17 protein-coding genes and 1 tRNA gene are annotated in these 17,422 nt (G+C 54.7%); 8 read left to right on the top strand and 10 right to left on the bottom strand.

The genetic code is table 11. From position 1 onward, the window contains the following. The first annotated feature begins 15 nt into the window (after positions 1 to 15). The 5 genes from ACWWFX_RS08875 to ACWWFX_RS08895 all read left to right on the top strand — a co-directional run bounded on the left by ACWWFX_RS08875 (position 16) and on the right by ACWWFX_RS08895 (position 4,446). Entirely contained in the window at positions 16 to 828 is an 813-nt protein-coding gene (locus tag ACWWFX_RS08875; protein ID WP_149463922.1) for a MetQ/NlpA family ABC transporter substrate-binding protein, read from the top strand. Between the two features lie 116 nt (positions 829 to 944). Continuing rightward, the gene (locus tag ACWWFX_RS08880; protein WP_108475055.1) at positions 945 to 1,295 is read left to right on the top strand and encodes a copper resistance protein; all 351 of its coding nucleotides are present in this window, start codon (positions 945 to 947) and stop codon (positions 1,293 to 1,295) included. A gap of 49 nt (positions 1,296 to 1,344) precedes the next feature. Continuing rightward, on the top strand, positions 1,345 to 3,357 hold the full coding sequence (locus ACWWFX_RS08885) for a protein-disulfide reductase DsbD family protein (RefSeq protein WP_473223606.1): 2,013 nt from the start codon (positions 1,345 to 1,347) through the stop codon (positions 3,355 to 3,357). Then, positions 3,357 to 3,953 carry a DsbA family protein gene (locus tag ACWWFX_RS08890; protein WP_473223607.1) on the top strand — a complete coding sequence of 199 codons (597 nt, stop codon included), beginning with the start codon at positions 3,357 to 3,359 and terminating at the stop codon, positions 3,951 to 3,953. Before ACWWFX_RS08885 ends, ACWWFX_RS08890 begins: the two co-directional genes overlap by 1 nt. Beyond that, a complete protein-coding gene (locus ACWWFX_RS08895; protein ID WP_473223608.1) occupies positions 3,943 to 4,446 on the top strand; it encodes a protein disulfide oxidoreductase in 504 nt (167 codons plus the stop codon). The genes ACWWFX_RS08890 and ACWWFX_RS08895 overlap by 11 nt, the downstream gene beginning before the upstream one ends. Here the strand turns inward: ACWWFX_RS08895 and ACWWFX_RS08900 are convergent. From ACWWFX_RS08900 to ACWWFX_RS08915, 4 genes are all read right to left on the bottom strand, one after another. Next, entirely contained in the window at positions 4,443 to 5,420 is a 978-nt protein-coding gene (locus ACWWFX_RS08900; RefSeq protein WP_473223609.1) for a Csu type fimbrial protein, read from the bottom strand. The two genes, ACWWFX_RS08895 and ACWWFX_RS08900, sit on opposite strands and share 4 nt — an antisense overlap. A gap of 16 nt (positions 5,421 to 5,436) precedes the next feature. Continuing rightward, positions 5,437 to 7,671, bottom strand: coding sequence for a fimbria/pilus outer membrane usher protein (locus tag ACWWFX_RS08905; protein ID WP_473223610.1), 2,235 nt, complete (start codon positions 7,669 to 7,671; stop codon positions 5,437 to 5,439). A 103-nt stretch (positions 7,672 to 7,774) separates the two neighbouring features. Continuing rightward, positions 7,775 to 8,494 (bottom strand): fimbrial biogenesis chaperone, encoded by a 720-nt coding sequence (locus ACWWFX_RS08910; protein ID WP_473223611.1) that lies wholly within the window; start codon positions 8,492 to 8,494, stop codon positions 7,775 to 7,777. Positions 8,495 to 8,508: 14 nt separating this feature from the next. After that, complete coding sequence (locus ACWWFX_RS08915; protein ID WP_473223612.1) at positions 8,509 to 9,039, bottom strand: Csu type fimbrial protein; 531 nt, start codon at positions 9,037 to 9,039, stop codon at positions 8,509 to 8,511. 444 nt (positions 9,040 to 9,483) lie between these two features. Between ACWWFX_RS08915 and ACWWFX_RS08920 the strand changes: the two genes are divergently transcribed. Then, complete coding sequence (locus ACWWFX_RS08920; RefSeq protein WP_276220782.1) at positions 9,484 to 9,783, top strand: DUF1889 family protein; 300 nt, start codon at positions 9,484 to 9,486, stop codon at positions 9,781 to 9,783. A 29-nt stretch (positions 9,784 to 9,812) separates the two neighbouring features. On the opposite strand, the gene ACWWFX_RS08925 is transcribed toward ACWWFX_RS08920, so the two are convergent. Beyond that, positions 9,813 to 10,406, bottom strand: a complete 594-nt coding sequence (locus tag ACWWFX_RS08925) for a serine O-acetyltransferase (protein WP_473223613.1) — start codon at positions 10,404 to 10,406, stop codon at positions 9,813 to 9,815. A gap of 100 nt (positions 10,407 to 10,506) precedes the next feature. Further along, positions 10,507 to 10,582, bottom strand: a tRNA-Ile gene (locus tag ACWWFX_RS08930). Between the two features lie 125 nt (positions 10,583 to 10,707). Here ACWWFX_RS08930 and mug point away from each other — a divergent pair. Beyond that, positions 10,708 to 11,214, top strand: a complete 507-nt coding sequence (gene mug, locus ACWWFX_RS08935) for a G/U mismatch-specific DNA glycosylase (protein WP_473223614.1) — start codon at positions 10,708 to 10,710, stop codon at positions 11,212 to 11,214. A gap of 63 nt (positions 11,215 to 11,277) precedes the next feature. Here the strand turns inward: mug and rpoD are convergent, their stop codons facing one another. The 3 genes from rpoD to rpsU form a co-directional block, all read right to left on the bottom strand. Then, positions 11,278 to 13,119 carry an RNA polymerase sigma factor RpoD gene (gene rpoD, locus ACWWFX_RS08940; RefSeq protein ID WP_149463896.1) on the bottom strand — a complete coding sequence of 614 codons (1,842 nt, stop codon included), beginning with the start codon at positions 13,117 to 13,119 and terminating at the stop codon, positions 11,278 to 11,280. Between the two features lie 155 nt (positions 13,120 to 13,274). Further along, positions 13,275 to 15,020 (bottom strand): DNA primase, encoded by a 1,746-nt coding sequence (gene dnaG, locus ACWWFX_RS08945; protein ID WP_276223253.1) that lies wholly within the window; start codon positions 15,018 to 15,020, stop codon positions 13,275 to 13,277. A gap of 115 nt (positions 15,021 to 15,135) precedes the next feature. Continuing rightward, positions 15,136 to 15,351, bottom strand: a complete 216-nt coding sequence (rpsU, locus tag ACWWFX_RS08950) for a 30S ribosomal protein S21 (protein ID WP_001144069.1) — start codon at positions 15,349 to 15,351, stop codon at positions 15,136 to 15,138. A gap of 235 nt (positions 15,352 to 15,586) precedes the next feature. Here rpsU and tsaD point away from each other — a divergent pair, with 235 nt between their 5' ends. Beyond that, positions 15,587 to 16,600, top strand: coding sequence for a tRNA (adenosine(37)-N6)-threonylcarbamoyltransferase complex transferase subunit TsaD (gene tsaD / locus ACWWFX_RS08955; RefSeq protein WP_473223616.1), 1,014 nt, complete (start codon positions 15,587 to 15,589; stop codon positions 16,598 to 16,600). A gap of 149 nt (positions 16,601 to 16,749) precedes the next feature. Here tsaD and plsY read toward each other — a convergent pair whose 3' ends face one another. Continuing rightward, on the bottom strand, positions 16,750 to 17,367 hold the full coding sequence (gene plsY / locus ACWWFX_RS08960) for a glycerol-3-phosphate 1-O-acyltransferase PlsY (protein ID WP_473223617.1): 618 nt from the start codon (positions 17,365 to 17,367) through the stop codon (positions 16,750 to 16,752). Positions 17,368 to 17,422 lie beyond the last annotated feature (55 nt).

The following is a 17,422-nucleotide window of genomic DNA, read 5'->3' on the forward strand; positions in this document are numbered from 1 at the left end:
ACAGGAACCATCATCATGAAAAAGACACTCACGCTAATCGCCGCCGCTACCCTGAGCGCCCTGAGCTTTGCTTCCTGGGCTGACACCCTGACCGTGGGGGCGTCCAACACGCCGCACGCGGAAATTCTGGAGCAGGCGAAACCGATTCTGGCGAAGCAGGGTATCGACCTGGAGATTAAACCGTTCCAGGACTACATCCTGCCGAACACCGCGCTGGCGGGCCGCGACATTGACGCCAACTACTTCCAGCACATCCCGTATCTGAACAGCGTGCTGAAAGATCATGCGGGCGATAAAGATTATGATTTCGTGAGTGCCGGGGCGATTCACATCGAGCCGATTGGTATTTACTCCAAAAAATACAAAACGCTGAAAGACCTGCCGGAAGGTGGCAAAATCATCATGCGTGACGCGGTTTCCGAAGAGGGGCGTATTCTGACCATCTTCGAAAAAGAGGGCGTGATTAAGCTGAAGCCGGGGATTGATAAAGTGACCGCGCGTATCGGCGACATCGTGGAGAACCCGAAAAAGCTGCAATTCCTGCCAAACGTAGAAGCGTCTCTGCTGCCGCAGATGTACAACAACGACGAAGGTGCGGCGGTGGTGATTAACGCCAACTACGCGATTGATGCGGGCCTCGACCCGGTGCATGACCCGATTGCGGTAGAGAGCGGCGAAAATAACCCGTATGCCAATATCATTACCGTGCATCGCGGCGACGAGAAGAAAAAAGATATCGTGGCGCTGGTGAACGTACTGCACTCGAAAGAGATTCAGGAGTGGATCCGCACCAAATACAAAGGCGCGGTGATCCCGGTTAATAACTGATCCTTCCGCCCGGTTAACGCCGGGCGTTTCTCCCTCTCCGACACTTCTTTACAGCAATAAGATTGCCAAACCATTTTCGCCCGTTAAGATTAAGCCCGTATTTATACGAGGTAATGATGATTCATCGGCAGCGAAAGGCGATATTACTGGTAGCCCTTGCATGTCTGGTGGTGCTGGTTTGCACCGCGCAGCGCATGGCGAGCCTGCACGCCCTGACGATGAACGTTGCCTCCGTAAGCCAGACCGTCTCATCGGATGGCGATGCGCCCGTCACGCCTTGCGAACTGAGTGCGAAATCGCTGCTGGCGTCGCCGCCGGTGCTGTTTGAAGGCGCGCTGTTTGCCGTTGCACTGCTGCTGGCGGTACTGGCGGCGCTACCCGTCTTCTTCACGCGCGTCTGGCCTCCTCGCGTTATCTCTCCGCCCCGATTGCGGGTGCATCTACGATTGTGCGTCTTTCGTGAGTGAGTTTTAGCCTGCGTTATTCAGGTTAATTAATTACTTACGGAGAAAACCGATGCTTACTTTTTTCAGGCAGCTTCTGCTCTGTCTGGTTTGTCTGTGGCTGCCCGCAAGCTGGGCGGCGGACAGCGGCTGGCTGCGCGCCGCCGATAACGACCACGCCAGCGTGCGGCTGCGCACGCAAACTCTTCCGGGCGGCGATACGCGCCTGCTTCTTGATGTTCAACTGGAGAAGGGCTGGAAAACCTACTGGCGCTCGCCGGGCGAGGGCGGGATTGCGCCCACTATCGTCTGGGATAATGCACCGACGGTGGCCTGGCGCTGGCCGGTGCCGCAACGTTTTGATGTCGCGGGCATTACGACGCAGGGCTATCACGATAATGTCAGCTTCCCCATCATGCTGCATGATGTCAAAACGTCGACGCTGAGCGGCGTGCTGACGCTCTCTACCTGTAGCAACGTCTGTATTCTGACGGACTATCCGTTCTCGCTCGACCTGCGCGCCCCGGCGGATAAAAACATCGATTACGACTTCACCCGCGCGATGGGCACCCTGCCACGCGAAGATGGGCTTACCACCACGTTGCAGGCGGATTACGCGCCGGGAAAAATGATCGTTACTGCCACGCGTGAGGGCGGCTGGCAATCGCCCGCGCTGTTTCTCGATACGCTGGACGGCGTGAGTTTTGCCAAACCCAGTGTCCAGGTGAACGGCGATACGCTCACTGTCACCGTGCCGGTGACGGACGAATGGGGCGATAGCGCGCCGGATTTACAGGGCAAAACGCTGTCGCTGGTGCTGGTGGATAACGGTCTCGCGCAGGAGAGTACGCGGGTAATTGGCCAGGCGAGTGGGCTGCCGTCAGAAAGCGTGTCGCTGTGGCTGGTGCTGTCGATGGCGCTGCTCGGCGGGCTGATTCTCAATATTATGCCCTGCGTATTACCGGTTCTCGCGATGAAACTTGGCTCGGTATTACAGGGCGATAGTGCACAACGTGGCGTGGTGCGGCGGCAGTTCCTGGCCTCGGTGGCGGGGATTGTGGCGTCGTTTCTGGCGCTGGCATTGATGATGACGCTGTTGCGTCTGAGCAATCAGGCGCTGGGCTGGGGCATACAGTTCCAGAATCCGTGGTTTATTGCGGCGATGGTGCTGGTGATGGTGCTGTTCAGCGCCAGCCTGCTGGGATTATTCGAAATTCGCCTCTCATCAAACACCACGACGTTTCTCGCCACGCGCGGCGGTCACGGGCTGGCGGGGCATTTCTGGCAGGGCGCATTTGCCACGCTGCTGGCAACGCCCTGTACGGCGCCATTCCTTGGCACAGCGGTATCGGTGGCGCTGGTTGCGCCGTTGCCGAAACTGTGGGGCATTTTCCTTGCGATGGGGATTGGCATGAGCCTGCCGTGGCTGTTGGTCGCGGCCTGGCCGGGGCTAGCGCAGCGCCTGCCAAAACCGGGCCGCTGGATGAACCTCGTGCGTATCATACTGGGCGTGATGATGCTCGGCTCCGCGCTCTGGCTGCTGACGCTACTGAACGCGCATGTTGGGGCAGCCATCACCTGGGGAATTGGCGGCGTGCTGGCGCTGCTGCTGTGCGCTGCGCTGGCCTGGCGCTATCGCGGGCGTGTGGCGCTGGGCGCGGCTGGGCTGATGTTGCTTACTGCTGCGGCGCTATTCTGGCTTGCGCAATCATCTTCCCCGCTACGCGACCGAATTGACTGGCAACCGCTGAGCGAGCAGGCGATCCAGACGGCGCTGGGTGACGGCAAGCGCGTATTTGTCGATGTGACCGCCGACTGGTGTGTCACCTGTAAAGCCAATAAATACAACGTGCTGCTACGCGATGACGTTCAGCAGGTGCTCACAGCGCCAGATGTTGTTGCCCTGCGCGGAGACTGGAGCCGCCCGTCCACCGTCATCAGCCAGTTTCTCCAGCGCCGCCAAAGCGCGGCTATCCCGTTTAATCAAATTTATGGCCCCGGAACGCCGCAGGGCGAGATTCTGCCGCCGCTGCTCAGCCGCAATGCGGTACTGAATGCGTTGTCCAATGCCAAAGGAAAAAACTAATGCGCGTATTTACTCTGATATTACTGCTGTGTATTGCCACCTTTAGCCAGGCACAAGAATCGGACACACAATCGCAGCTCACCGAGATGATTTTCAATGACCCGACCAGCCCGCGCAAAGGCGCGGAAAAACCGGCGCTGATGATCGTCAATTTTACCGATTACAACTGCCCCTACTGCAAACAGTTTGACCCGATGCTGGAGAAAATTGTGCAGGATTACCCGCAGGTGCAACTGGTCGTTAAACTGCTGCCGTTTCGTGGGGAAAGTTCGATGACCTCCGCGCGTGTGGCGTTAACCACCTGGCGTCAGCAGCCGGAAAAATTCTGGGCGCTACATCAGCGGTTAATGGCGAAAAAGGGCACGCACGATGACGCTTCTATCCTGAATGCGCAGCAGAAAACCCAGACGGCGGATATCAAGGCGGATGCGCAAAGCACGGACAGCGTGAAGCTGAATCTGATCCTGTCGCAGGTGCTGGGCATTCAGGGAACGCCCGCGACGATCGTTGGCGATCAACTGGTGGCGGGCGCCATCGCCTATGACGATCTGGAGGCGCTGGTGAAAGAACAGTTGGCGAAAGCCAATGCGCAGTAAATTACGCCGCTGGCTGAAGGATCTGGTTGTCCTGCTACTCCTGGCAATGGCGCTGATGTGGGGGATGGATCAACTGCGTAAGCCTGAACTCCCGGAGAATGTTTCCGGGATAACCTTACAGACCCTGGACGGCGAAACCCATTCGCTGGCGGAACTGAGCCAGAAAAAGCCGTTGTTACTTTACGTATGGGCGACCTGGTGTGGCGTATGCCGCTACACCACGCCAGCGGTGGAGCAACTTTCGCAGGAGGGTCAGAACGTACTGAGCGTGGCCCTGCGATCCGGAGACGACAGCCAACTGGCGCAGTGGATGGCAAAAAAGCACCTGACCCTGCCCGTGGTAAACGACCCGCGCGGTGAGCTTTCCGCGCGCTGGCAGGTAAGTGTGACGCCCACGCTGGTGGTTATTTCGCAGGGCCAGGTGGTGAATGTGACTACCGGCTGGACCAGCTACTGGGGCATGCGCGCCCGGCTGTGGTGGAGCGGGCTTTAGTAGGTTACGTTGATAGTGACCGTGTCGGCGTAGGTGTCGGGCGTGTAATTCGCGCTCGGCACCGTGGCATACGCATTGTAGGTGGTGGTTTGCCCGTTCCCCGTTCCAGCAACTGTGTTGCCCGTGGTGTTTCCCCATGGCGCGCCGCTGGTTCCGGCTGCGGAGCGAAGCTGATATGGCACCTGATCGCTGTTGCTGGCATTGCCGGTATTGGTTTTCATCACCCCGCTGCCGGTCGTGCTGTTGTTGGACGGCACCAGCCCGATGGTATAGGGCGTATTGCTGGTACAGGCCACGCTAATGCTGTTGTTAGCGCTCAGGTTGGTATCGGTGAAGGCGGCATTGCCAAAATTGATATTACTCGCCGTGGTGACGTTGCAAAATTTGGTCACGGTAGCCTGGACGTTAAAAGGAAAAGTTGGCCCCTGCGTGGTTCCACAGGTCGTCGGTGGCGCCAGCAGGCCGACGTTGATGGTCATGCTGGCGGTCGCCGCCGTATAGGTATCCTGATAGCTTCCCGGCACGACGGTGGTTTGCCTGGCGGGCACTTTGGCATACACCGTCGCACTGCCCGTCACTGGCGTCAGGTTTAACAAATTAAGCTGGATCGCCGGAACGGTGGTCCCGCTTTGATACTGACTGCCCCAGACAGCGGTGTACCCCGCATTCTGATAAAGCTGATAATCGAGCGTCCCGGCGGGTGGTCCCGCATAAGCCATTCTGCGCGGTATCACCTGACCGCTGTTCGCCGACGCGCCGATGTTAAAGCAGATAGTCACACCGGCCAGTAAATCGCCGAGCTCTTTAGTACAGCTGTAGTTGAAGGTCATGCTGGTATTGGTATCCGCGCTGCTTAACGGGTTGACGTTACCAAAGTTGATGTTTTGCACGCCGGACATTGAGCACACCACCGCGTTGCTGGCCAGCGGGCAGAGCAATAATCCCAACAGTAATACCAGATGAATTAACCGCACATCACGACTCCTGTAGTTAGCGACAGACCAATGGGCCAATTTGCGGGATGCCTTTGGCCTGACGCGGGTAATCGAACTGCACAGCGCACTTGCCGCCCGGCAGGGCAACTTCCAGCGTATTGTGCGGCGACACCATGTCGAAATAGGCCATCCCATCGAAACCGATCATCACCGTATCAGTGTGCTTTTGGCCTGGGTTGAGCGTGGCCTGGCTGCCTTCCGGTAACGCGTGGCCCTGGGCATCCACTAAGACAATCAACGCGGGTTGCGTGGCGGTAATACCAAACTCAACCAGCGTGCCGGAACGATCGGCGGGAACGGCGGCGGTGTTAACGCGGTCGACGCGCGTGTTGGCCGGAAGATTCAGTGTATCGATGCTTATCTGATTGTTTTGATAGCTATTGAGCTGCGTCACCAGCAGCAAGCCGTCGTCGTCGCTGGTGCCAACCACATTATTTTCCAGCATCACTGGCACGTCCGGCACGCCCTGCGTTGACACCACCGCAAAGCCATTGTTGATTTCACGCGCGGCGAACAGGCCGCCGCCCATCATCACAAGAGAACCGGTCGCGCCCGCGTAGGCGTAGTGGTTATCGGGAACACGGTTAAAGCCGCTATACACCTTCCCGTATCGCCCCTGATAGCCGACTTCGCCCTGGCCGCTGGTTTCTGACGCCTGGCGATTGGCGGCGATATTCCAGCCCCATCCGCCTTCGGACGGCAGCATCTGGCTGGCATTCATCATGTAACCCGTCTCATTGTTGGTGCGCTGAACGGTACCGCTGACGGTACGGTTATTCTCCAGTGAAACTGTGAGCATCAGGTAGACGCTGCTGTCCTGATGATCATCAAGATTCTGATTCAGCCCGAGGTTAAGCCAGGCTTTCTCCGTCAACGCTTTTGACCAGTTGGCATTCACGTAGCGCAGGTTGCTGTCGTGTGGATAACGAAACTGTAAATATCCAACGCTGAAATTGCCGAGTGACTGAGCGTTATAGCCCACCACCGTATTGCTGTTGAGCTCCGGCGGCGCCTGGCCGTAAGCGGTGGCGATATCGCGGTAGTCGCCGCTGGTGGCGGTTGTGGAGGTATTAAAACTGAAAATATCGTTCGACCAGCGATAGCCGAGGCTGTACAGCGCGCCGCTTTTTCCGTCATCACCGCTGAAGGCGAGGGCGGCTGAAATCGTACCGCTGCGCGGGCCTGGCACCCAGTCATTGCTGATGCCACCGTTAATCAGGCTGTCGCTGGCTTCACCGTGTGCGGCGGTGGTGAAGGTGTTGCTGACGCCGTGACGCCACGTGGCGCTGAGAGCGGGCTTGCTGGCATAGTCAAACGAGGTGTAACCGTAGTTTTCCCGCACGACGCCCAGCTCGGCGGACCACTCGGTTAACCCTTTTCGCAGCAAAGACTGATCGTTATAAAACGAAAAATTTTGCACGGTCGTGCGCCCCAGCGCATCGGTCATTGTCACCTGGGCGTTCCCCGCGCCGTTGATATTGGGCAGCGTGTTAATCTCAAAATTTCCGGCAGGGACGTTGCCGTTGTAGTTTCTCACCCCGTTCACGTATAGCTCGACGCTGGAGGGTAACGTGGCGGAACCAAAAAACGCAGGCAGCGGAGTCGTGGGCTGATAGGGTTGCAGGCTGAAATCGGTGCCGATTTGCAGGCCGGCAATCCGCGTGGAACGCGACCATGACAGAGCGCTGGTGAGCGTATCGCCCAACGAGACATACAGCATTTTATCCGGGAAAGAGGAGCGCCAGTTGGTATCGAGGCGCGTGAAGCCATTGCTTTGATAACCTGGCGTGCTTTCGGTGGTGTTCTGACTTAACTGGGTCGAGCTGAGAACCCCGGCGGCATTAAAGGCGCGCAGCTCGCTCCATGTGTTGAGGCGCGTTTCATCATCCTGCGCGGCATAGAGAGCGTAGTTGAGCAGTAGCCCACGCGAGATGCTGGCTTGCGGCTGCTCCACGTTCTCTCTACCCACCTCGGTAGTACCGAGATCCAGCACGCTAAGCGGGGCAGTGAGTGTGAGGGTTTGCTGCTGGACATCGTAATCGACATTGAGTTGTGGAATGTCATTTAGCGCGCGCGTCTCGCCCGCCGGGATGCCAATCTGGCGCAGCGTGGCGGGGCTGGCGTAGAGCTTTTCATTATTGAAGCGAAAATGCACCAGCCCTTTGGGGTTTCCGTTAACCGTCACATCAAGGTAGAGGTCGATACCTTCATGCTGCGCGTTATCATTCATCGGAGTATCCCGTGATGGGCCAGTGTTGCTATTGTTCGCGACCGCGGCTCCCGATAAACATGTTGCGCTAAGCAAAATGACGTTTGCCAGACGGGAAAGTCTTCTACAGATTTTGCACCGCTTTTTGGCCATTGATCATGACTTCGAGTTTTCCGCCAGGCGCAATATTTGCGGCCTGTGGCGCTAATATCCATCGCATGGTCGAGCCTGGAAGAACATAGCCAAGCAGTCCCGGCGTAATTTCCCTTCTGCCACCCTGATGATTGATATATGTCACCGCCGAGAGTTGCGCATGGCTATTTCCCTGGTTGCTGACCTCAAGGAAATTATCATTTCCTACGCGTTTAACACCCCACGTTAATTTCGCTTCCGGCGCGCCACTGTTTTTCGGTTGAATAAAAACGGGGAGTGAATAATGTAAAACGAATTGTAATTTATTGGACTGCGGGGTGGCTGACGGTAATTCATTAACCGATAACCGGTAAGACTCTTCCACGCTGTTTGTTGGGCTCCCCAGGTGAATGACGCGAATCAACTGGCGCTGCCCGGGTTGCAGGGTGAGCATCGGCGGGCTGATCACCAGATCGCGCGAGGCGGTCAGGTTGTCCTGAAAATTGCGCTGGCTCCAGTGAAAGACACGCACCTGCGCGTTAATCGCATTGCTGCCTTCGTTGCTCAGCCAGATGCCGTCAGCATTTTTATCCTGAAGGGTTAACGAGACAGGAGAAACCTGCAAACCGCTGGCCAGGGCGAGATTTTGTGAGGCGATCAATCCTGTCAGGCAAAGCCAAATGGCCTGCCTTAAGAAGGTTTTTATTCTCATAAAATTCCGTTTAATCAATAGTTAACGTTGACGGTTACCGTGTCGGCATAGCTATCTGGGGTGAAGTTTGCGCTCGCGGCGGTCGCGTAGACCGTGTAGGTTTGTGCAACGCCAGTACCGGTGCCCGCCACGCCATTACCCACCGTGGTGGTGGTGGCGGTATTCCCCCAAACCGGGCCGGTGGCGGAGTTTTGGTTGAGCTGATACGGCACTTTATCGGTGTTGGTCGCGGCGTTGGCGACAGATGACATCGCCCCCGCGCCACCTGTTCCGCCGCCGTTCGCCGTGGAGGGCGCAAGGCCGATAAAGTAGGGGGTTGTTTTCGAGCAGTTCACCGAAATGGTGCTGTTACCGCTGGTATTGGTGGCGCTGGCATTCACCGAGCCCAGGTTAATATTGGAGGATGCTCCGGCGGTAACGCTGCATGATTTGAGAATAGTAATAAGAACCTGAAAGGTGGCTGTCGCTGTCGCCGCATTGGCTGCTGGAATAACGGCAAATGCGAAGCAAGGAAGAATGAAGCGCAGCAGGTTTGATGGTTTCATATTCTTATCCTCTACAGGTTATCTTATTCTTTTCAAATGAGTGGAAGGGGAATTATCTCAATTGGACTTAAGTAAACCTTAGGGTACGGAAAAGTTTTGTGCCAATTTAAAATAAGGATTTATGCGTATTGATTTTTCTGTGTGGATATATTTTATTTGTGTGGTTATTTTATAGGAATATTCTTGTGGATGTTTTTAAGAGATAGAATAAATAAGGTGTGATATATAATATATTATATGTTTTAACAGTCTCAACCCGTCGCCCGACATGGCAAAAAAGCGATTACCCGCTACACTCCCGATGAGGGAGACTGAGGACACGGATGCCCGAAGAAGTGACCCGTACGAGGTTTCGTATGAAAGGTGTAAGAATCCCTTTGATATCGTGAGCCATTTGAGGTCTTATAGTCTTGTTAATCACGTGGTTAATTTAAGGACGAGAACATGCCAACAGTCATCGCTAAAGCCCTGGATTTCATCAACGCTATGGATACAACCGTTGCGGTACCGCACTCTATGGATGAAAGCACAGCGAAGGGTATCTTTAAGTATCTGAAAGAAATCGGTGTACAGGTGAGTGCAGAAGACATTACTGCGCGAGGGACTTCAGAGGGATGGAACCCCGAGTTCACCAAAAAAGTGGTCGGATGGGCTGATAAAATCGCCTCTGACGAGCGTGTTGTGATTAAAAACCCCGAGTATTTTTCATCCTATATGCAGGAACAGCTGAGCGCGTTAGTGTGAGTTAACGTGGTCTGCAAAAAACGAAGGGCTTACGTTTTCACGTAAGCCCTTGCTGTATCAATTTTTTGATGCTCGTGCTGATTCGACTTGGGTGTTAATAGCGGTGTGATCTTGTTTTTGTACACTGTGTTATCGGGGATGTCCTGAAGGACCAGAGAATGCGCGCCGATGGTAACATTGTCGCCAATTCTAACATTGCCCCCAAGGATGGATGAATTACATCCAATATCAACATGATTCCCGATGACTATCATTGCATTAGCGCTGTCTGTACGCAGACCGATGGTGATGCCTTGTTTCAGATCGGCGTATTCGCCAATCACGCAATTATCCGTAATCACAATACCATTGAGATGCGCGATATTTAAGCCCTTCCCGATTTTACAGGACAGGGATATCTCTACGCTATGCTGATATTTAAGGCGGTTTTCAATTCTACGCGCAATGCGTTTTTTGAACTTACTGTCCTGAGCATAGAGCCATGAAGCGATACGCCACCAGAAAATAAAGTGCTTCCTTTGATTGCGACGTGTTCTCAGGAGGGCCTTACGCCAGGAAAAGGATTTGTTTTGTCCAATAACTTCAAGGCGGATACATTCTTTAAGTTCGTTGTAGGAAGCCATGTTCTCCCCAGGCAAAATGACGATGACCGCGTGTAGACAGATACTTATGAAAAAGCCACTCGTGAGAGTGGCTTTTTCATATGATCTTGATGCTTAAATTTGGTGGCCCCTGTTGGGTTTGAACCAACGACCAAGCGATTATGAGTCGCCTGCTCTAACCACTGAGCTAAGGGGCCGTGGCGGGGAATTATAAAGTAACTGCGCTTTACAATCCAGTTGTAACCGTACGTCTGCTGTTTTTATAAACAACGTATTTTCAATTCGTTATAATGGTCACATGAGCCATTTATCAGAGAACAGCATGGTTAAAGATATTATCGCTCCAGGCCTACGGGTGGTGTTTTGCGGCATTAATCCTGGTTTGTCTTCCTCTTCACTCGGTTTTCCCTTCGCCCATCCGGCTAACCGCTTCTGGAAAGTTCTGCATCTGGCCGGGTTTACCGATAGGCAACTGAAACCAGAAGAAGCCGATCACCTGCTCGATTTTCGCTGTGGTGTCACCAAACTGGTGGAGCGCCCGACGGTGCAGGCCACGGAAGTGAAGCGCCAGGAGTTACATGACGGCGGGCGGTCGCTGATTACCAAAATAGAGGCGTACCAGCCGGCAGCGCTGGCGGTACTGGGGAAACAGGCGTTTGAACAGGGATTCAGCCAGCGGGGCGTGCCGTGGGGCAAGCAGTCGATGTCGATTGGCGTGACCCAGGTGTGGGTGCTGCCGAACCCGAGCGGACTAAGCCGCATTACCACGGATAAGCTGGTTGAGGCATACCGGGAGCTGGATCAGGCGCTGGTATTGCGGGGGCTTTGAGGGGATAAAAAACCCATAAAAAAAGCTCCCCGCAGGGAGCTTTTTACGTTTCACAGGCCGGGATTAATCGTCCAGGAAGCTGCGCAGCACTTCAGAACGGCTCGGGTGACGCAGTTTACGCAGCGCCTTCGCTTCGATCTGACGGATACGTTCACGGGTAACGTCGAACTGTTTACCCACTTCTTCCAGCGTGTGATCGGTGTTCATGTCGATACCGAAACGCATACGCAGAACTTTCGCTTCACGCGCGGTCAGGCCAGCCAGAACGTCGTGCGTTGCCGCACGCAGGCTTTCGGTAGTCGCAGAATCCAGCGGCAGCTCGAGGGTAGTATCCTCGATGAAATCACCCAGATGCGAATCTTCATCGTCGCCGATTGGCGTTTCCATGGAGATAGGCTCTTTAGCGATTTTCAGCACTTTACGGATTTTGTCTTCCGGCATCAGCATGCGTTCAGCCAGTTCTTCCGGCGTCGGCTCGCGGCCCATCTCTTGCAGCATCTGGCGAGAAATACGGTTGAGCTTGTTGATGGTCTCAATCATATGCACCGGAATACGGATGGTGCGCGCCTGATCCGCGATAGAGCGGGTGATAGCCTGACGGATCCACCAGGTTGCATAGGTGGAGAACTTGTAACCACGACGATATTCGAACTTATCAACCGCTTTCATCAGGCCGATGTTACCTTCCTGAATGAGGTCAAGGAACTGCAGGCCACGGTTGGTGTATTTCTTGGCGATAGAAATTACCAGACGTAAGTTCGCTTCAACCATCTCTTTCTTCGCGCGGCGGGCTTTCGCTTCACCGATGGACATGCGACGGTTGATATCTTTCACCTGCTCGATGGTCAGGCCGGTTTCTTCTTCGATTTGTTGCAGCTTCATCAGGCCGCGCTGAACGTCTTCTTTCACGTCGAGCAGCTTTTCAGACCACGGTTTGTTCATCGCGACGGCCGCGTTGAACCAGGTTTCGCTGGTTTCGTTGCCGGTGAACAGGGTGATGAAGTTTTTCTTCGGCATTTTGCACTGTTCAACGCACATCTTCATGATGATACGTTCCTGGGTACGCACGCGATCCATCATGACGCGCATGCTGTTCACCAGGTAGTCGAACTGTTTCGGCACCAGACGGAACTGTTTGAAGACTTCGGACAGCTTCAGGATCTCTTCCTGCGCAGCGGCATGGCTACGGCCTTTCGCCTTGATGGTGTCGCGAGTCACTTCATACTGCGTGCGCAGTTCAGCGAATTTCTCACGCGCCAGTTCAGGGTCGATGCTGTTGTCGTCATCGCTGCTGTCGTCGTCGTCCTCTTCATCTTCATCGTCGTCATCCATCTCTTCCTGAGAGAGTTCAGAACCAACGTGAGTCGCGGTCGGCGCTAAATCTTCTTCAGCGTTCGGATCGACGAACCCGGTGATGAGATCGGACAGGCGAGCCTCTTCCGCTTCAACGCGATCGTACTGTTCAAGCAGATAGGTGATGGCTTCCGGGTATTCCGCAACGGAACACTGAACCTGGTTGATCCCGTCTTCAATACGTTTGGCGATGTCAATTTCGCCTTCGCGGGTCAACAGTTCAACGGTACCCATTTCACGCATGTACATGCGTACCGGGTCAGTGGTGCGCCCGATTTCAGATTCCACGCTCGAAAGCACCTGTGCGGCGGCTTCTTCCGCATCTTCATCGGTGTTGTTCGATGTTTCAGCGAGCAACAGGTCATCGGCATCCGGTGCTTCTTCCATCACCTGAATGCCCATGTCGTTGATCATTTGGATGATGTCTTCGATCTGATCGGAGTCGACGATATCTTCCGGCAGATGGTCATTGACCTCGGCATAGGTCAGATAGCCTTGCTCCTTACCACGTTGGACAAGAAGCTTCAGCTGTGACTGCGGGTTTTGCTCCATAAGACGGTATCCACACTTATTTCATGAGATTGGTGTCGGTCGGCGAAACAAGCCGCCAACAGAGTGTAACGAGGACTTATTTATATTTTGCCGCTGCCCTTCACGCGGCTTTCGGGGGCTTCCCGAGTGATATTCGGCACTTAAGCCGTTCAATTCTATTTTTTGGCCAGTTCCTGGTTTAGCGTCCAGAGTTCCCGGCGTTCCTCACTGCTGAGTCCGTGTGTGCGATCGCGAGCAATCAACTCTTCTTGTCGCAGAACCAGCAATGAGTCAAACATATGGTTGAGTGAGTCGGTGAACGTTTTTTCTGCGATATCCTTATCTGCTATATCGTCCCACATCGACAGTTTTTCAAGGGTCGCGGCTTCATTTGTGCCACGATATTGTTCCAGAAGTTGACCAGTGGTCAGTCCAGGCTGTGACAAACAAGTGTTGACCAGTTCTGCAAATAAGCCAAGTCCCGGCAGTTTTTTCGGATCCAGCCCAGTTAAGGGGGGAACCAACGGCGCGAGATCGGGGTTTTGCACCAGTAACCCTATCAGTATACGCATGGTCGTGCGTTTTAGCTGTGGAGCCGGGCGGACTACGCCATTTTCTGCCAGTTTCGGCATTAAACGTTCAAGCTGGGCGTCATCCAGAATACCCAGTTTGTTTCCCAGCTCCTGACGCAAATAGATGCGTAAGGTTTCGCCTGGAACCTGGCCGATGAGCGGCAGCGCCAGCGTACTTAACTGCGCGCGCCCGTCCGGGGTGCTCAAATCGACCTGCGGCATCAGGCTGTTAAACAGAAACGTGGAGAGCGGTTGAGCCTGCTCCATCCGCGCTTCAAATGCTGCTTTACCCTCTTTACGCACCAGCGTATCCGGGTCTTCGCCGTCGGGCAGAAACATAAAGCGTAACTGACGCCCGTCGGTCATGTACGGCAGCGCTGTTTCGAGCGCGCGCCATGCGGCATCGCGGCCAGCACGGTCGCCGTCGTAACAGCAGATGACGTTATTCGTCACCCGGAACAGCAGCTGAATATGGTCGGCAGTGGTCGAGGTGCCAAGCGAGGCGACGGCATAGTTAATGTCGTACTGCGCCAGAGCGACCACATCCATATAACCTTCGACCACCAGTAAACGCTGGGGTTCAGCTTCTGTCTGCTGCGCTTCATAAAGGCCATACAGCTGACGGCCTTTATGAAAAATATCGGTTTCCGGGGAGTTAAGGTATTTCGGCAGGGCATCGCCCAGCACGCGTCCACCAAAACCAATTACCCGGCCACGTTTATCACGAATAGGGAACATGACGCGCTCGCGAAAGCGGTCGTAGCTACGCCCCTGATCGTTGGTTACCAGCATGCCGGCGTCAATGAGCGCCTGGCGATTTTCACTATTGCCGCCAAACCGTTTCAGGACGTTGTCCCAACCCGGAGGCGCATAACCAATCGCGAAACGAGAAATCACTTCACTGCTGAGGCCACGCTTTTCCAGATACTGGCGCGCGGGGTCAGCGGCAGGATTCATCAGGGATTGCTGATAAAACGCATTCAGACCGTCCATCAGTTGATAGAGACTTTGCCGTTGATGGCGCTCTATCTGACTCGGCCCGTTGCCTGCTTCATACGGCACTTCAAGGTTGTGCATGGCGGCCAGTTCTTCGACGGTTTCCACGAACTCGAGCTTGTCGTAGTTCATCAAAAAGTCGATGGCGTTGCCGTGCGCGCCACAGCCGAAGCAGTGGTAAAACTGTTTTTCACCGTTGACGGTGAAAGAGGGGGTTTTCTCGTTATGGAAAGGACAGCACGCGTGATAGTTCTTGCCCTGCTTTTTTAGCTTCACTCGCGCATCGATCAAATCGATGATGTCGGTGCGTGCCAGCAGATCATTAATGAATACGCGCGGAATTCGTCCAGCCATAAGCCCCGTAGTTTTTAATGATGCTTAAACGAAAACAAGCCGCGCTTTCCTTCCGGAAGCACGGCCTTGCAACTACTACTCGGTCTGACAATTGAGAGCGCGTGCTCTCAAGAGATTAGTACAGACGAGTACGGCGTGCGTTTTCGCGAGCCAGTTTCTTCGCGTGACGTTTCACAGCAGAAGCTTTAGCGCGCTTACGTTCGGTAGTCGGTTTTTCATAGAACTCACGACGACGAACTTCCGCCAGAACACCCGCTTTTTCGCAGGAACGCTTGAAGCGACGCAGTGCTACGTCGAACGGCTCGTTTTCACGTACTTTAATTACCGGCATGTAACTCTCACCTTTAATAAATTCGGTTTGCCGCTGGCATCAACGCCAGCTTATTTCAAAATGGTGCGGAATTTTACTGCAATTGCTGCTGCTTTGTAAAGCACCGACGCGTTTTTGAAAGGGACTTTTTAAGGGTGAGGAGTATACACGAGGCAGCCTCCTGGGGCGAACAATGTTTTACAAGCCGGGTCAGAGAACCTACACTGCGCGGTATTGAAACGAGGTAAATCTAGCCATGCGTGTACTGGGAATTGAAACATCCTGCGATGAAACCGGCATCGCAATTTATGACGATGTAAAAGGTCTGTTAGCCAACCAATTGTATAGTCAGGTGAAATTACATGCCGACTACGGCGGCGTCGTGCCGGAACTGGCCTCGCGCGATCACGTGCGTAAAACGGTGCCATTGATTCAGGCTGCGCTGAAAGAGGCGAATCTGACGGCAAAAGATATTGATGCCGTTGCCTATACCGCCGGGCCGGGTTTAGTTGGCGCGCTGCTGGTTGGCGCAACCGTTGGGCGTTCGCTGGCATTTGCCTGGAATGTTCCGGCGATCCCGGTACACCATATGGAAGGGCATCTGCTGGCGCCGATGCTGGAAGATAACCCGCCGGAATACCCGTTTGTGGCGCTGCTGGTCTCTGGCGGTCACACGCAGCTTATCAGCGTGACCGGCATTGGCGAGTATGAACTGCTGGGCGAATCGATTGATGACGCGGCGGGCGAAGCCTTCGATAAAACCGCCAAGCTGCTGGGACTTGACTACCCAGGCGGCCCAATGCTGTCGAAAATGGCCTCTCAGGGCACGGAAGGGCGCTTTGTCTTCCCGCGTCCGATGACTGACCGTCCGGGTCTGGACTTCAGCTTCTCTGGCCTGAAAACCTTCGCGGCGAACACCATTCGCAATAATGACAACGACGATCAAACGCGTGCCGATATTGCCCGTGCCTTTGAAGATGCGGTGGTCGATACGCTGATGATCAAGTGCAAACGCGCGCTGGATCAAACCGGCTTCAAGCGTCTGGTGATGGCGGGCGGCGTGAGCGCTAACCGAACCTTGCGTGCAAAACTGGCGGAGATGATGCAGAAACGTCGCGGCGAAGTGTTCTACGCGCGCCCGGAATTTTGCACCGATAATGGGGCGATGATTGCCTATGCGGGCATGGTGCGTTTCAAAGCGGGTGTGAATGCAGGCCTTGGCGTAACCGTGCGTCCACGCTGGCCGCTGGCGGAGTTACCGGCAGCGTGATGACCATGCCGGATGGCGCTTGCGCTTATCCGGCCTGTAAAATATTGCCAATTCAATATCTTGCAGGAGCGTCGTAGGCCTGATAAGCGTAGCGCATCAGGCAATGTTGCGTTTGCCATCAGTCTCAAAGCGTGTCATTCGGCGCGCTTTTATTTTTTCTCTTCTTCTTTCTTCTTCTTAAACCGCGCCCAGATTTTCGTTTCCTGACGCCGCCACAGACGCTGAATATTGTCATGATGGCGAAGTAAGATCAGGCACGACAGCATCGACACCGGGAAAGTGTATTGCGGTTTAAACCACCAGACGTAAAACGGCGCGACCAGCGCACTGACGATGGCGCCCAGCGATGAATAGCCGCTCAGCAGGATAGTCAAAAGCCAGGTGCCCGCCATCACGCCGGTGAGATCGAGGCCAATTGGCGCAATCGCGCCAAATGCGGTGGCGACGCCTTTTCCACCATGAAAGCCGAAGAAAATCGGCCAGATGTGTCCCAGACAGGCAGCGATGGCCACCAGCCCAAGCCAAAACGGCGTGAGCCCGAGGGCATACGCGCCCCAGACCGGCAACATTCCTTTCAGAATGTCGAAAAGCAGAACTGCTACGGCTGCTCCCTTGCCGCCAATTCGTAAAACGTTGGTCGCCCCGGGATTCCCGGAACCACTCTCGCGAGGGTCGGGTAAACCCGCGATGCGGCAGACCAGAATGGCGCTGGAAATTGAGCCGCAAAGGTAGGCGAGGAGGATCATTCCAGGCGCGATTGCACTCATAACGCTGTTCCGTTGTGAAAATGTCGAAGTATTCTCTGCATCTGTGGATAATACG

It is taken from the genome of Pseudocitrobacter sp. 2023LY-00077 (genome assembly GCF_055796175.1).